The 14,926-nt window shown below is 48.0% G+C and carries 16 protein-coding genes, 7 tRNA genes and 1 pseudogene; 11 read left to right on the top strand and 13 right to left on the bottom strand.

Going from position 1 to position 14,926, the window contains the following annotated elements; genetic code table 11:
- Positions 1-85: 85 nt before the first annotated feature.
- Complete coding sequence (gene xseA / locus O3681_RS03975) at positions 86-1,435, bottom strand: exodeoxyribonuclease VII large subunit (RefSeq protein ID WP_371459333.1); 1,350 nt, start codon at positions 1,433-1,435, stop codon at positions 86-88.
- Positions 1,436-1,616: 181 nt separating this feature from the next.
- Here xseA and lpxK point away from each other — a divergent pair, with 181 nt between their 5' ends.
- The 7 genes from lpxK to adk all read left to right on the top strand — a co-directional run bounded on the left by lpxK (position 1,617) and on the right by adk (position 6,272).
- Entirely contained in the window at positions 1,617-2,627 is a 1,011-nt protein-coding gene (gene lpxK, locus O3681_RS03970; protein WP_371459474.1) for a tetraacyldisaccharide 4'-kinase, read from the top strand.
- A gap of 64 nt (positions 2,628-2,691) precedes the next feature.
- On the top strand, positions 2,692-3,357 hold the full coding sequence (locus tag O3681_RS03965) for a hypothetical protein (protein ID WP_296185476.1): 666 nt from the start codon (positions 2,692-2,694) through the stop codon (positions 3,355-3,357).
- Between the two features lie 48 nt (positions 3,358-3,405).
- On the top strand, positions 3,406-3,981 hold the full coding sequence (locus O3681_RS03960) for a DUF2059 domain-containing protein (RefSeq protein ID WP_371459332.1): 576 nt from the start codon (positions 3,406-3,408) through the stop codon (positions 3,979-3,981).
- A gap of 94 nt (positions 3,982-4,075) precedes the next feature.
- Entirely contained in the window at positions 4,076-4,258 is a 183-nt protein-coding gene (locus O3681_RS03955; protein ID WP_002221286.1) for a Trm112 family protein, read from the top strand.
- Positions 4,255-5,013, top strand: coding sequence for a 3-deoxy-manno-octulosonate cytidylyltransferase (kdsB, locus tag O3681_RS03950; RefSeq protein WP_070644928.1), 759 nt, complete (start codon positions 4,255-4,257; stop codon positions 5,011-5,013). The genes O3681_RS03955 and kdsB overlap by 4 nt, the downstream gene beginning before the upstream one ends.
- Positions 5,014-5,034: 21 nt before the next feature.
- Positions 5,035-5,553 (top strand): 3-deoxy-manno-octulosonate cytidylyltransferase, encoded by a 519-nt coding sequence (locus O3681_RS03945; RefSeq protein WP_296186879.1) that lies wholly within the window; start codon positions 5,035-5,037, stop codon positions 5,551-5,553.
- Positions 5,554-5,624: 71 nt separating this feature from the next.
- Positions 5,625-6,272: an adenylate kinase gene (gene adk, locus O3681_RS03940; RefSeq protein WP_003746105.1), complete on the top strand. Its 648-nt coding sequence runs from the start codon at positions 5,625-5,627 to the stop codon at positions 6,270-6,272.
- Positions 6,273-6,346: 74 nt separating this feature from the next.
- On the opposite strand, the gene O3681_RS03935 is transcribed toward adk, so the two are convergent.
- Positions 6,347-6,709, bottom strand: coding sequence for a hypothetical protein (locus tag O3681_RS03935; RefSeq protein ID WP_063076449.1), 363 nt, complete (start codon positions 6,707-6,709; stop codon positions 6,347-6,349).
- A gap of 110 nt (positions 6,710-6,819) precedes the next feature.
- On the opposite strand from O3681_RS03935, the gene O3681_RS03930 reads away from it, so the two are divergent.
- From O3681_RS03930 to rfaD, 4 genes are all read left to right on the top strand, one after another.
- Positions 6,820-7,080 (top strand): helix-turn-helix domain-containing protein, encoded by a 261-nt coding sequence (locus O3681_RS03930; RefSeq protein ID WP_070644922.1) that lies wholly within the window; start codon positions 6,820-6,822, stop codon positions 7,078-7,080.
- A gap of 101 nt (positions 7,081-7,181) precedes the next feature.
- Positions 7,182-7,922, top strand: coding sequence for an orotidine-5'-phosphate decarboxylase (gene pyrF, locus O3681_RS03925; RefSeq protein ID WP_107867646.1), 741 nt, complete (start codon positions 7,182-7,184; stop codon positions 7,920-7,922).
- A 55-nt stretch (positions 7,923-7,977) separates the two neighbouring features.
- The gene (gene rfaE1, locus O3681_RS03920; RefSeq protein WP_107867645.1) at positions 7,978-8,940 is read left to right on the top strand and encodes a D-glycero-beta-D-manno-heptose-7-phosphate kinase; all 963 of its coding nucleotides are present in this window, start codon (positions 7,978-7,980) and stop codon (positions 8,938-8,940) included.
- A gap of 140 nt (positions 8,941-9,080) precedes the next feature.
- Complete coding sequence (rfaD, locus tag O3681_RS03915) at positions 9,081-10,085, top strand: ADP-glyceromanno-heptose 6-epimerase (RefSeq protein ID WP_371459331.1); 1,005 nt, start codon at positions 9,081-9,083, stop codon at positions 10,083-10,085.
- 229 nt (positions 10,086-10,314) lie between these two features.
- On the opposite strand, the pseudogene O3681_RS03910 reads toward rfaD, so the two are convergent.
- From O3681_RS03910 to ccoG, 11 genes and pseudogenes are all read right to left on the bottom strand, one after another.
- Positions 10,315-10,610, bottom strand: a pseudogene (locus O3681_RS03910) (transposase); the annotation flags it as partial.
- A gap of 146 nt (positions 10,611-10,756) precedes the next feature.
- Positions 10,757-10,846: transfer RNA gene (locus tag O3681_RS03905), tRNA-Leu, on the bottom strand.
- 21 nt (positions 10,847-10,867) lie between these two features.
- Positions 10,868-10,945, bottom strand: a tRNA-Cys gene (locus O3681_RS03900).
- 10 nt (positions 10,946-10,955) lie between these two features.
- A tRNA-Cys gene (locus O3681_RS03895) sits at positions 10,956-11,029 on the bottom strand.
- A 31-nt stretch (positions 11,030-11,060) separates the two neighbouring features.
- Positions 11,061-11,136: transfer RNA gene (locus tag O3681_RS03890), tRNA-Gly, on the bottom strand.
- Between the two features lie 21 nt (positions 11,137-11,157).
- Positions 11,158-11,233, bottom strand: a tRNA-Gly gene (locus O3681_RS03885).
- 24 nt (positions 11,234-11,257) lie between these two features.
- Positions 11,258-11,333: transfer RNA gene (locus O3681_RS03880), tRNA-Gly, on the bottom strand.
- Positions 11,334-11,367: 34 nt separating this feature from the next.
- Positions 11,368-11,443 (bottom strand) — tRNA-Gly (locus O3681_RS03875).
- Positions 11,444-11,536: 93 nt separating this feature from the next.
- A complete protein-coding gene (gene pgsA, locus O3681_RS03870) occupies positions 11,537-12,097 on the bottom strand; it encodes a CDP-diacylglycerol--glycerol-3-phosphate 3-phosphatidyltransferase (protein WP_254324997.1) in 561 nt (186 codons plus the stop codon).
- A 676-nt stretch (positions 12,098-12,773) separates the two neighbouring features.
- Positions 12,774-13,340 carry a FixH family protein gene (locus O3681_RS03865; RefSeq protein ID WP_371459330.1) on the bottom strand — a complete coding sequence of 189 codons (567 nt, stop codon included), beginning with the start codon at positions 13,338-13,340 and terminating at the stop codon, positions 12,774-12,776.
- Between the two features lie 3 nt (positions 13,341-13,343).
- Positions 13,344-14,828 (bottom strand): cytochrome c oxidase accessory protein CcoG, encoded by a 1,485-nt coding sequence (ccoG, locus tag O3681_RS03860; RefSeq protein WP_371459329.1) that lies wholly within the window; start codon positions 14,826-14,828, stop codon positions 13,344-13,346.
- Between the last annotated feature and the right edge of the window lie 98 nt (positions 14,829-14,926).

The following is a 14,926-nucleotide window of genomic DNA, read 5'->3' as shown; positions in this document are numbered from 1 at the left end:
ATACCGCATTGGCAGGTTAAGGATTTTTAAAAGCCAGTCGTAGTTTCACTTCAATCGCATAAAGTTTCAGACGGCCTTTATTTTGTCAGTCAAACAACTCGCCCTGCGCCTGCTCTTTGGTCACGCGTACATCGGTTTCGCCGTCGGCAAAAGTGATGTGCAGTTTTTGACCTTGTTTCAACGTATCGACATTGCGGATGACTTGTCCGCGCGTGTTTTTGACGACGGAGAAACCTCGCTCCAAAATATGCTGTGGCGATACGGCTTCGAGTAATGCGGCTTGGGCGGTCAGGCTTTGACGGCGGTGGGCAAGCAGCTGGCGGAAGGAATGCGACAAGGCCGTCTGAAAGCGGTCGATGTTGTGTTTGTAAACGGAAACATCAGGATGGCAATGTTTCAGAGTTTGGGTTTGGCGTTCAAAACGGGCGGTGTGGGCGCGGAGGTTTTGCGTCATCGAGTAAGACAGCGTTTGAGCCAGTTTGCTGATTGAAGCGCGTTGCTCGTCAAGTTTTTGGCGCGGATGACGGATTTGCCGCGCCAACCAGTCGAGTTTTTGGCTGGCATCGAAATATCGTTGCTCCAAAACAGTTTTCAGACGGCCTTGCGCTTGGGCTAGACGATGTAGCGATTCTTGGCGGTTGGGGCTGACCAATTCTGCCGCGCCGGTCGGTGTCGGTGCGCGCACGTCGGCAACAAAGTCGGCGAGCGTGAAATCGGTTTCGTGTCCTACGCCGCTGACGACCGGAATCGCGCAGGCTTCAATGGCGCGCACGACCGGTTCTTCGTTAAACGCCCACAAGTCTTCAATGCTGCCGCCGCCGCGACAGACAATCAATACGTCACACTCGGCGCGTTGCGAAGCGGTTTTAATCGCTTGGGCAATTTGCAATTCGCTGCCTGTGCCTTGAACGGGCGTTGGATAAACGATAACGGGGATTTCGGGCGCGCGGCGGTTTAAGGTGGTTACAACATCGCGCAATGCCGCCGCCGCCAGACTGGTAACGATGCCAATACATTGCGGACGGGCAGGTAACGGTTTTTTGCGTTCCGCCGAAAACGCACCCTCCGCCTGCAACTGCGCTTTCAATCGTTCATAGGCTTCGTAAAGCTGCCCCAAACCTTTGAGCCACACCTCATTTACGGTAATTTGAAATTCGCCCCGCGCTTCATAAATACTGATTTTTCCTGATACCTCGATATGGTCGCCTTCTTTCAAAGGCTTCGCCAAGCGCATGGCCGCACCCTTAAACATCGCGCAACGCACCTGAGCGCGGCTGTCTTTGAGCGAGAAGTAATAATGTCCGCTGGCGGCACGGGTCAGGTTGGATACTTCACCAGCAATCCACAAGCCTGCAAGATGGTCTTCCAGCAAAGCTTTGGCAAGGGCGTTGAGTTCGGATACGGAAATGGAGGAGGGCGCGAAAAGTTCGGACATTGCGAAACAGGAAAAATTTGGGAAAGCTGAATTATAAGGGTTTTAGGACGATTCGTTGTATTCGTTTTTATGAAACTTGCGCCCTTTGTTTTAATATTATCAAAGGCGCATGTTCAGACGGCCTTGCCTGGGCGGGCTTGTGTTATATTATCGTTTGATTTTCGCTTCAAAAGCCGTGCGTATGCCCAAACTCCACCAAATTATCGAACGCCATTGGCAATCCCCTAATCCGTTTTTGTCTTTGCTGTTAAAACCATTGTCTAAGCTGTTTGCCAAAATTACGGCAAAACGGCGCGATGATTTTGTTTCAGGCCGTCTGGAAAGCGGAAAATTGCCAGTGCCTGTGGTGGTGGTCGGCAATATCCATGCAGGCGGAACGGGGAAAACGCCGATTGTTGCCGCGTTGGTATCGGGTTTGCAGGAAAAGGGCGTTAAGGTCGGCATCATCAGCCGAGGTTATGGGCGCAAGAGTAAGGCGGTTCATGTATTGAATACAGCCAGCAGCGCGGCAGATGCAGGCGACGAGCCTTTATTGCTGTTTCGTCAAACTGGTGCGCCGACGGCAGTAGGCAGCAGCCGTGCAGAAGCAGGCAAGGCATTGCTTGCGGTGCATCCGGAGCTTGAATTGATTGTAGCCGACGACGGCTTGCAACATTATGCCTTGCAACGCGATATGGAAATTGCCGTCTTCCCGGCGGCAGATACTGGACGCACCAATTTGGATTTACTGCCCAACGGCAGCTTGCGCGAACCTTTGTCTCGGTTGGCTTCCGTTGATGCGGTCGTCGTCAGTGGCGGAAGAGCAGATACGGCATTTAGGCCGTCTGAAAATATGTTTGCCAGCCATATTGAAACAGGGCAGATTTACCATTTGAATAGGCCGTCTGAAAAATTGGATTTGGCGGGCTTGGAAAATCAAACCGTCGCCGCCGTCGCCGGTATCGCCAAGCCGGAGCGTTTTTTCAATACGTTGCAAAGCATGAATATTGCTTTAAAACAAACCGTTGCCTTGCCTGATCACGCTGATATTACGGCAGCGGATTTGCCGGACGTAGATGTGGTGATTATCACGGAAAAGGATGCGGTCAAATTTTCAGACGGCCACGGCCTGAATCATGTGTGGGTCTTGCCTGTTTATGCGATAATTGAGCCGGACTTGGCGGCGTTCGTATCCGCGAATGTTTCAATCTAAATGCTTATAGATGTTTCACAGATGTTTTAAAGATGATCTTCAAACTACGCGATAGGAGTAAATCATGAAGTTAAAATATTTGTTGGTTGCTTGCGCAGCTTTATTTGTATCCACCCAAAGCCTGGCTGCTAAACCAAGTGATGAATCTGCAATGAAATGGTTGGAGATTCAAGGGATAAGTAGTAATTATAGCGAGAAAGTGCAACGTTCTTTGGAGATGGTGAATAAAGAGGACAATGAGCGCTTGTTAACGATGACACCCAAAGCGCAAAAAGTGCAGATGAAGGCGGTCATCAGCCGTTATATGAAAAATATGCAAGACGATTTGAGCCACCCTGAGTTGAAAAAACAATGGTTGGATGAAGAAAAGCGTGCCGTACAGAAAGTATTTACACAAGAAGAAGTCGATGTACTCAACAGCTTCTTCTCTTCCCCTCGGGGCAAGGGTATTTTGAAAAAAATCAATCATCTCAGACAGCATGGCGGAGATATTAACAATGTGCTGAGCCAAGCAGACGTGGATAGCATAGTAAAAGTATTTGAGCATGGGGCCGGTAAGTCTGCATTTGAAAAGATGGAACGTTTCGACAAATTGAATGATGAGATTGTTGAAAAGACAATGAGCAACAACTATATCAACGCAAGCAAGAAATATACGCCCGCTTTTAAATCTCAAACGCGTGAGATTTTGTGTAAGGGCAATAAACATTCTTCGGAATGTGCCAAATAATGTTCAGGCCGTCTGAAAATATTGATATTTATTAAGTAGGTAGAAAAAATGAAATTAAAAACTTTATTGTTGCCTTTTGCTGCTTTGGCCTTGTGTGCCAATGCGTTTGCCGCTACACCTAGCGATGAGTCGCTGGAGCGTTTGTATCAAGTACAGAAGATGGATACTCTGTTAGACCAGTCTTTCCAAAGCATGGAGAGCATTGTGCTTTCCGATCCGAATGCACAGAAATTTTTGAAAGATGCGCCGGAAGACAAACGTCCGCAGTTGGAGGCGGTATTGAAAAAGTATGCAAACCAATCAATTGCCGAAATCAATACGCCGCAAGTGCGCGCCCAATTGCGTAAAGCGACTTTAGACGGCATGAAGACGGTTTATACGCAGGAAGAAGTCAACGCATTGATTGGCTTTTACAGCACGGCGGTAGGTCAATCGATAATGGACAAAACGCCGCGCTATCTTGAGGCAACGGTGAAACCTATGATGGACATCCTTGCCGGCAAATACACCCAATCTAACCAAAGCGCAAACCTGAGGCGCGAAATCCGCCAAATCATGTGCGAAGGCAAAAATCCTGCCCAAGCCTGCGCCAAACAGCATAACAAACCGGCACGGAAAAAATAATGCCGCTTGAGGTCGTCTGAAAACGAGCGAAGCAAGTTTCGCCAAAACGAGCGAAGCGAGCTTCGCTAAAACCATCAAACCCGAAAGAAACCCCATGGAAAAAAAATTCTTAGACATCCTCGTCTGCCCCGTTACCAAAGGCAGGCTGGAATATCATCAGGACAAACAGGAATTGTGGAGCCGTCAGGCGAAGCTGGCTTATCCGATTAAAGACGGCATCCCTTATATGCTGGAAAACGAAGCACGAGCGTTGAGCGAAGAGGAACTGAAAGCATGACCGAATTTGTCGTATTGATTCCGGCGCGGCTGGATTCATCGCGCCTGCCCGGAAAAGCCTTGGCGGACATCCACGGCAAACCGATGGTTGTACGCGTTGCCGAACAAGCAGCAAAAAGTGAGGCTGCGCGTGTTGTCGTTGCCACCGACCATCCCGATATTCAGACGGCCTGTCAGGCGCATGGTGTCGAAGTGGTCATGACTTCCAATCAACACGAAAGCGGTACAACGCGCCTTGCCGAAGCGGCCAATACGCTGAAACTGCCGCAACATCTGATTGTCGTGAACGTACAAGGCGACGAACCTTTAATCGATCCCGAACTCATCAACCGTACGGCTGAAGTTTTGGTTGAAAACAATGTACAAATGGCAACTGCCGCCCACGAATTGCACGATTTTGACGAGTTTATGAATCCTAACGTCGTCAAAGTCATCCTCGATAAAAACCGCAACGCCATCTATTTCAGCCGCGCCCCGATTCCTTATCCGCGCGATGTGATGCGTGCCGAAAAACGCGAATTGCCTTCCGAAACAGCTGTTTTGCGCCATATCGGCATTTATGCCTATCGTGCAGGTTTCTTGCAACGCTATTCGGAAATGGATGTTTCTCCTTTGGAAACCATCGAATCGCTGGAACAGTTGCGCGTCCTGTGGCACGGTTATCCGATTGCTGTTGAAATCACCCAAGAAGCGCCTGCTGCAGGTGTGGATACGCAGGAAGATTTGGACAGAGTGCGTGTTGCGTTTAAAGCTTAAGGCCGTCTGAAAGGAAAAGACATGAATGATTTCCGCCATTTGAGCCGTGAAGAACAAAAATTGCTTGCCGACGTGGCGAAGCTGGTAAGAGAAGACGAGCAAGAATTCAACTATGACATGCTGAAAATAGAAGCGCCGGAGCAGGCCAGCGGCGAGTTTTGGTTCCGCATGGCAGAAATGCTCAGCACTTTGCCGCCCAACCAGTCGTTGGACTTGCGTATGAACGGCGGACGCTTGACCGTTGCCGTATCGATTTTGTCGGTATTGCTGCAAGACAATCCGGATGTTCCGCAGCTTTGGGCACAAAAAATCATTGCGCTCAACTATTTGGCTCATGGTCATCAAACCCGTGCAATCGGTCTGGCGCAGCAGCCTGACAAAGCGGCCGAAGCCAATGAGGAAGAATATTTGGCGAAAGCCTTATCGCAAAACTTGCTTTCCACTTTGAAAGATGCGATAGAGCGATTCCCCGAAGACTCATGGTTTATCGAAATGCGCGACGATGCATGGAAGCATTTCGGCCCGAAAGAGGCCGTCTGAAGTTTTGAACGATAAACACAAGCCGTGTAAAATTATCTGAACATTAAATCCGTCAACCAAAAGGACTCATCATGAAAGTATTATTGTTGGGCGCACCAGGCGCCGGCAAAGGCACACAGGCTCAATTCATCACTGCTGCATTCGGCATTCCTCAAATCTCTACCGGCGACATGCTCCGCGCTGCCATCAAAGCAGGCACTCCGCTGGGTTTGGAAGCAAAAAAAATCATTGATGAAGGCGGTTTGGTACGCGACGACATCATTATCGGCATGGTTAAAGAGCGCATTGCCCAAGACGACTGCAAAAACGGTTTCCTGTTTGACGGTTTCCCACGCACATTGGCACAAGCCGAAGCCATGGTTGAAGCTGGTGTGGATTTGGATGCCGTGGTTGAAATCGATGTACCTGACAGCGTGATTGTCGACCGCATGAGCGGCCGCCGTGTGCATTTGGCTTCCGGCCGTACTTACCACGTTACCTACAATCCGCCTAAAGTCGAAGGCAAAGACGACGTTACCGGCGAAGATTTGATTCAACGCGACGACGATAAAGAAGAAACCGTGAAAAAACGCCTTGCCGTTTACCACGAGCAAACCGAAGTTTTGGTTGATTTCTACAGCAAACTGGAAGGCGAACACGCGCCGAAATACATCAAAGTTGACGGCACCCAAGCAGTAGAAGCCGTGAAAGCCGAAGTATTGAAAGGTTTGGGCAAATAAGTTTTGCCAAAGTAAAATCATGAGGCCGTCTGAAAAATACTTTCAGACGGCCTTTTCATATTATTGTATGTGGATCAACTGAATTTTTGTTCCAGTTCTTTTGCAAGAGTCCATCCTGCTGCTTCAAGTAATGCAACAGAAATAGTTGGTGCAACAACGCTGCCTAAGCCTGGAATTAATTTTGACAATTCTTTTGCTATTGTTTTTATGGGTTGTTTTAACATGGTATTTTTAATTGCAGCTATAGCCATTGCCTTGGCAGCCGCTTCGGTCATATTACCACCAAAAACAGCACAAAGGCTTGTGCACATAGTAGTCATTGTAACCATATCTGTAGCGATACCAAGTCCTGGTACGGGTATGGCGTTGCCTGCGGCAGCAGCAATTGCATGAGAATGAATAATTTTATGGCATTTTGATTCTTGGTCCGGTGTCATGGTTTTCTCACAATAGGTAAAGTATAAAATCATTAAATACTACGTTATTCGTAGTAAATAATCAAGAAAAATATACGAAATTCGTAACTTTGATTTTTAGGATAGAAGTTATGAGTTTACAAGAAATTTTTACAAGGCGATTTAAGGAAGCGAGAAAAGCAAAAAATTTGACGCAGGAGAAGCTGGGACTGGCGATAGGATTAGATGAGTTTGTGGCGAGTACGCGTATTAATCGCTATGAGAAAGGAAATCATCAGCCTGATTTAAATACTTTGCAGAAAATTGCTGAAGTATTGGAAGTTCCACCAGCCTTTTTTTTCAGTGATGATGAATTTTCTGTAAAAATTTTAGATTTATATAAGAATAATTAAGGTGTGTTGTGATGAAGCCGTCTGAAAAAATATTTTCAGACGGCCTTTGTGTACAAAAGCTGTTAAAATCGAAGCTATAACCGTTTATCCGCAGGCATCTTATGAATCCCTTGATCTCCGACTTCCAAACTCAGCAACAACGTACTCCCGTCATCGTCGCCCTTGATTTTGCCAACGAAAAAGATACGCTCGGATTTGTCCGCAATCTTGACCCGGCATTGTGTCAAATCAAAATCGGCAAAGAGCTGTTTACCGCAACCGGCCGTAATTTGGCAGAAAGCTTAATCAATCAAGGTTTCAAACTTTTCCTCGATTTGAAATACCACGATATTCCCCATACAGTCGCTCAAGCGTGCAAAGTTGCCGCCGATATGGGCGTTTGGATGGTCGATATGCACGCCTCCGGTGGCCGCCGTATGATGGAAGCCGCAGCAGAAGCCGTTGCCGGATATCAAACCAAGCCGCTTTTGATCGGCGTAACCGTGTTGACCAGCATGGAACAAAGCGACTTGGCAGAAATCGGTTTGAACATCGCCCCTGAAGAACAAGTCATCCGCTTGGCGAAACTGGCGCAAAGTTCAGGCTTGGACGGCGTGGTATGTTCCGCTCAAGAAGCCGCACCATTGCGCCGCGAATTGGGACAGGATTTTGTCTTGGTAACACCGGGCATCCGCTTGGACGTTGCCGGCAATAATGACGACCAACGCCGTATTATGACACCGGCCGAAGCATTGGCTGCCGGTTCAACCTATTTGGTAATGGGTCGTCCGGTAACCAAAGCTGCCGATCCGGTAGCCGTATTGCGTGAAGTGAACCGCGTGGTAAACCTTGAAGCAAACTGATTTTCAGGCGACCTTACAGGTTGAGGCCATCTGAAAAAAACACAACGGAGGCAATATGTCCACCAAGTTCCAACAAGAAACCCTAAAATCACGTTTTGCACAAGCCAAAGTCCTTGTCGTCGGCGATGTGATGCTCGACCGCTATTGGTTTGGTGATGTGTCCCGTATTTCTCCTGAGGCCCCTGTGCCGGTGGCGAAAATTTCCCGTATCGACCAACGCGCGGGTGGGGCGGCGAACGTTGCGCGCAATATCGCCTCATTGGGCGGTAAAGTAGGGCTGTTGTCCGTGACCGGCGATGATGAAGCTGCAGATGCGTTGGACGCATTGATGATGCAAGACGGCGTTTCTTCCTATCTGATGCGCGATAAGCAAATTGCGACTACTGTCAAATTGCGCGTTGTTGCCCGCAACCAGCAGCTTATCCGACTTGACTTTGAAGAATCTCCTCATCGTGAGGTGTTGGAACAAATCAAGCATCAATATCGAGAAGTGTTGCCTGAATACGATGCCATTATTTTTTCAGATTACGGCAAGGGCGGTTTGTCGCATATTTCCGATATGATTGATTGGGCGAAACAGGCCGGTAAACCCGTTTTAATCGATCCTAAAGGCGATGATTACGAGAAATATGCCGGCGCTACGCTGATTACGCCTAACCGTGCAGAGTTGAAAGAAGTGGTGGGCAGCTGGAAAAACGAAAACGATTTGACCGAGAAAGCCCAAAATCTGCGCCGCCATCTCGACTTGACCGCTATTTTGCTAACCCGAAGCGAAGAGGGTATGACCCTGTTCAATGAGGGTGAGCCGATTTATCAGCCTACACGGGCCCAAGAAGTCTATGATGTATCCGGTGCGGGCGATACCGTTATTGCCGGAGTGGGCTTAGGGTTGGCCGCTGGTTATACCATGCCCGAAGCGATGCACCTTGCTAATACGGCAGCGGGCGTTGTCGTGGCGAAACTTGGTACGGCGGTTTGCTCGTTTTCAGAGTTGAATAAGGCATTGGAAGAGCAATAATGATTGTTTCAGACGGCCTTAAAATTCTAAATGTCGTCTGAAAATAGAGTTGGAATATAATCCAGACAGACAAGTTTTTATTTTCAGACGGCATGATTTCTTCAAGGCCGTCTGAAAAATCAAAATAAAGGAAATTCATTATGACCATTATCGTAACAGGCGCGGCCGGCTTTATCGGCAGCAACATCGTCAAAGCACTTAACCAGCGCGGTATTACCGACATTGTTGCCGTCGACAATTTGAGTAAAGGCGAAAAATTTAAAAACCTTGCCGAGTGTGAAATTGCCCACTATCTCGATAAACACGAATTTATCCGCCAAGTGCGCGGCCATCTTCTGCCTTACGACGATATCGAAGCCGTTTTCCATCAAGGCGCATGTTCCGATACCATGAATCATGACGGCCTTTACATGATGGACAATAACTACCAATACACGCTTGATCTCTTGGACTGGTGTCAGGATGAACGTATTCCGTTCCTTTATGCTTCCAGCGCTGCCGTATATGGCAAGGGCGAAATCTTCCGAGAAGAGCGCGAACTGGAAAAACCGCTCAATGTATATGGCTACTCTAAATTCTTGTTTGACCAAGTATTGCGCCGCCGCATGAAAGAAGGCCTGACCGCCCAAGTCGTCGGCTTCCGCTACTTCAATGTTTACGGACAACAGGAGCAACACAAAGGCCGTATGGCATCCGTCGCCTTCCATCATTTCCACCAATACCGCGAGCATGGTTATGTCAACCTATTCGGTGCCAATGATGGCTACGGCAATGGCGAGCAAACACGCGACTTTGTCAGCGTAGAAGACGTTGCCAAAGTTAACCTTTACTTCTTCGATCATCCCGAGCTTTCAGGCATCTTCAATCTCGGTACAGGTCGTAGCCAACAGTTTAACGAACTTGCCGCCGCCACCGTCAACGCCTGCCGTACAGCCGAAGGCAAGCCTGAAATGAGTTTGAAAGAGTTGGTTGAAGAAGAGCTTATTCGCTATATCCCATTCCCCGATGCACTTAAAGGCAAATATCAGAGCTTTACTCAAGCGGATATTACCAAGCTGCGCGAAGCCGGGTATAAAGAAGAATTTTTGGATGTAAAACAAGGCGTCAGCCGTTACGTTAAATGGATGCTGGAGAACTTGGTTTAAGTCCTTCTGATTTGAATGATAAGGCCGTCTGAAAAAGGATTTTCAGACGGCCTTATCATTTTGGGAAATTTTAAAATGAGACCTTTGCAAAATTCCTTTTCCTTCCAGCAGCCGAAATCCAAACATAGATTTTCGGCTGTTCTCGCTCCAAGTATCCACTGATTCTACTCAACCCCCCTCCCTCTTTATTCTCCCCGGATACCCGATAATCAGGTATCCGGGCCGCCTTTTAGGTAATAACAGGCGCACTTAGCCTGTTAGCCGCTTTCAACAGGTTTAAACACATTGCCTTCAGATGGCTTTGTGCACTCACTTTAATCAGACCGAAATAGGCTACCCGAGTGTAGCGGGACTTACGGTGCAGCGTACCGAAGCTTTGTTCGACCACATAACGGGTCTTCGATAGATGTCGGTTACGTTTGGTTTACGCTTCCATCAGCGGACGGTTACGGTGGGCTTTGCGCATAATGCCGTCCAGCAAACGATGATTACCAGATGCTACCGGTCTTCCTCATTGTCATAGCCTGAGACCTTTGCACGAGCTTGTCACATTTGACACAAATGGCGCAAGTTAGACACAAATAAGGCACAAACAAAAAAGACAGCCTTACAAATAAGCTGTCAATTAGAAATTTGGAATATTAGGTTTTTCAATGAATTCAGATATTTATTGGTGCCCGGAGCCGGAATCGAACCGGCACGGCCGGTTTAGGGCCGACGGATTTTAAGTCCGTTGTGTCTACCTATTTCACCACCCGGGCGTAGACAGTAAATTGAGAAATTGGAGGCGGGGGCGCGGATTTGAACCGGCCTATATAAGGGTTGCACCCCTTATAGCATAAACACTCTGCCACCCCGCCATGAAAGGGATGGAGGCGAGAGTCGGAATCGAACCGGCGTAGACGGATTTGCAATCCGCTGCATAACCACTTTGCTATCTCGCCAAAACTACGTTTGAGTGTTGTAGTATGAAACTGGAGCGGGAAACGAGTCTCGAACTCGCGACCTCAACCTTGGCAAGGTTGCGCTCTACCAACTGAGCTATTCCCGCGTATTCGGATGCATGATTTAATGGAGCGGGAAACGAGTCTCGAACTCGCGACCTCAACCTTGGCAAGGTTGCGCTCTACCAACTGAGCTATTCCCGCATTTGAGTGCATCTGAAATTAAACTGGAGCGGGAAACGAGTCTCGAACTCGCGACCTCAACCTTGGCAAGGTTGCGCTCTACCAACTGAGCTATTCCCGCATATTGAAAAAGAACAATCAACAAGTAATCAGTATGGAGCGGGAAACGAGTCTCGAACTCGCGACCTCAACCTTGGCAAGGTTGCGCTCTACCAACTGAGCTATTCCCGCTCTGATATTTGTTGCTTCGTATATCGAAGAAGACGCAATTATTATGGATTTAATCGCGTGCGTCAAGTGTTTTGTTTTTATTTTTTAAAAAATTTATTTGAATTCTTTCCATGCCATTTTCAGGTAGTAGCACATTGACCAGATGGTCAATAAAGATGCTATAAACATCAATATGTTACCAATGAGATAGAAAGGGTCGTTATATTTGTCCGTGCCGATAAGCAAAAGGAAGATGGCGATCATTTGGGCAGTGGTTTTGAATTTGCCGATAGTGGCCACTGCAACGCTGCCGCGTTTGCCCATTTGTGCCATCCATTCGCGCAAGGCGGAAATGGTAATTTCCCGGCCGATAATAATCATGGCGAAGATGGCGTATGTTCTGCCAAGGCTGACGAGCAGGAGCAGGGCAACGGCAACCATGAGCTTGTCGGCAACGGGGTCGAGGAATGCACCGAAGTCGGAGGTTTGTTTCCAGCGGCGTGCTAAAAAGCCGTCAAACCAGTCTGTAATAGCGGCAAGTGCAAAGATGATGGCGGCTGTCCAGTTGACGGTTTGTGGTTGAATCCATGTGTTCGGTAAATAGAATAGGATGGTGAACACGGGGATTAATAGGACGCGCATCCAGGTAAGTAAAATAGGTATGTTCCAAGGCATGGTTTGGGATCTTTTGGATGATGTGTCGGGTTGTTTATTATAGCTTATTTGTTCACTCTGCTTTTTGAAGTGTTGTTTTTTTGCCGACAAGTATCTTGGGCATAGATTTTTGTCGTGTGGGTTGTGAAGAAAATCTGCTAAGGCCGTCTGAAAAATAGGCTGTTGCGGGGTGTAAATGTTTTGGGGTAGAAAAGTAGCTGCGAAATAGTGGGCAATAAGGTCTGCCTGCTGTTCGATATTTAATTGGTTGATGTGGGGTAAGGGGATGGGGTAGGCGTAAGCTTTGCGTTTTCTGTATCCGCCTTTGAGCATGATGAATAGGCCGGAAAGCCAAACTTTGTGACCGCGCTGGTGTTGCCAGACATGTGTCAGCTCATGAATCAGCCAAATTTTGTAGGCTATGCCGGCTTGAGTGAAATCTTCGGGGCAGTGTTTACGCGGAAAGTATATGTTTCCATTGGGCGCAATGGCGGTATTGGCGTTGGGTATAAGTGGAATGCCGCGATATATTTTGATGCGGTGGAAGTTTATGCTGTCCGCAAAAACTTGTTTTGCCATACGGACTTCATTTTCGGTCAGTCTGCGCCAATCGGAAAAAATCATATTTGGAAGGGAATATAAAAGGGTATGAAGATTTCAGGCCGTCTGAAAGGTTTCAGACGGCCTGGGTCGGGATTTATTGTTCTGTTGAAGCGGCTTGTTTGCCGTTGTCGAACAATTTGTCCATAGGCGTCAAGTTGACTGCATTGCCTTGGCTGACTATCCATTTGTTTTCAACACGCCATACGCCTGAGGCATCTTCAACGCGTAAGTACCAATGATTGGTTGGGCGTAAAGGTTTAAAGACGGCTTCGTATTCCATGCGGCCGTTTTGTGGTTCGGCTGTTACGGCGCGCAGCTTGACGGTTTGGTCATCGGCTTTGCGCGTTGGGTGCATCAACAATAGGTTTAATGGCTGTTTGGTATCGAATTGTCCGCTGACGAATACTTTGGCGGCATTCATATCCGGACTGATTAAGACCTGCACCTGAATTTGCCGTTTAACGGCTTCTTCATCGCGTTGAAGTTGGATTTCGATGTGTTTGCCGTCTTTGTAGTAATCGTCAGACACCAAGTCTGTCGTGTGTTCTTTTGCGACGAAGAACATGGAAACGCTGGCGATAACGACGAAGATGGGGCCGGCCATCAGCACCCAGGGCCAAATATGTTTGTACCAAGGTTTGATTTTGGGTTGTGGGGACACCGTTTATTCTCCGATAAAGGTTGCTTTTTCTTCTAAAGTAGTCGGTTTGGAGTCGGCAGAGCTGGTCTCGCGATAGATAAAGGTAAATTCAATCGGATGGCTGCCTTTGTCAGCGTATTCGGGAATGGTAGATACCTGTACCGGGATGGTAACGGTTTCCCGCGGCGCAATTTTAATACCGTTTTCAGGCAGGCCGGTCAGCGCGATTTCATCAAAGCCTTTGACGGTTGCGGTCATCAGTTGTTCGTTTTCACTATTGTTGATAATGCGCAGGTTATAGGCATTTTCCAACCAGCCTTGGCTGTTTTCGCGAACCATGACGCCACGATCTTTCAGGATATCGACTTCAACCATTTTTCGGGTGGAAATGCCGACCAGGAAGGCGATGATGACCACCAGGAGTACTGCGCCATAACCAGCTACGCGTGGACGTTTCAAGCGTTTTTTGATGTCGCTTTCAGGGTATTCGTGTTCCAATGCGCCTTCAGTCGTATAACGGATCAAGCCGCGCTCGTAGCCCATTTTGTCCATGATTTCATCGCAGGCATCGATACACGCCGCGCAGCCGATACATTGGTATTGCAAACCGTCTCGGATGTCGATACCGACGGGGCAGACTTGCACGCACATGGTGCAGTTGATGCAATCGCCCAAGCCGCTGTCTTCTTTGTTGGCGGTTTTCTTGCGTGCGCCGCGCGGTTCGCCGCGTTCGGTATCGTAAGAAATAATCAGCGTGTCTTTGTCAAACATTGCACTTTGGAAACGTGCATACGGACACATATGCAGACACACTTTTTCGCGCATGATGTGGGCGAAGAAGAAAGTCATGAATCCGTAAAATGCTGCGGCAAACATTGCGCCGCCGCCTGCTGCTCCGGTGAATAAATCGGGAATAAATTGGCGGATCGGGATAAACCAGCCTGCAAAAGTGATACCTGTCCATGCGCAGACAAGGAAAATCAGCAGGTATTTGGTGGCCTTAATGCGAATTTTAGTAAAGTTCCAAGGCGATTTTTCCAGTTTTAGGCGTTTGTTTCTATCGCCTTCGACTAAGTTGTCAATCCACAGCATAATTTCGGTGTAAACCGTTTGCGGGCAAGAGTAGCCGCACCACAAACGACCGGCAATGGTTGTCCACCAAAACAATCCGAATGCGCAAATCATCAGCAGCAAGGCAAGGTAAATCAAATCGCCCATACCCAGCGACAGTCCGAAAATGAAGAAATGACGGTCAGGGATATTGAATAAAACCGCCTGACGGCCGCTCCAGTTGAACCATGGAATAACGTAAAATACAAACTGGGTCGCCAATACGGCGGCGATACGCAGTTTGGCAAAGCGTCCTTCTGCCTTTTTAGGATGGATGCGTTCGCCTTCGGGATGGATTTGAATCACGCTGGATTTGGGTTTGGAAGGTTTGGGCGCAGTGGCTTTTGCTGTTTTTTCTGTTGAGGGTGTGGTGTTTTCAGCTTGGTTTTCTGGTGACATTTCAGTGTTCCTTGATGAAGTGCACACAAGCCTGTTGTCATGGTAGTAGTTTGATGTGAATATTTTCAGACGGCCTTTCGCGTGCATACAAATCATAA

This window comes from Neisseria sp. 27098_8_158 (genome assembly GCF_041433145.1).
GTDB classification, from domain to species: domain Bacteria; phylum Pseudomonadota; class Gammaproteobacteria; order Burkholderiales; family Neisseriaceae; genus Neisseria; species Neisseria subflava_E.
Note: the sequence above shows the minus strand (reverse complement) of the source record. Positions and strands in the feature narration are given on the sequence as shown.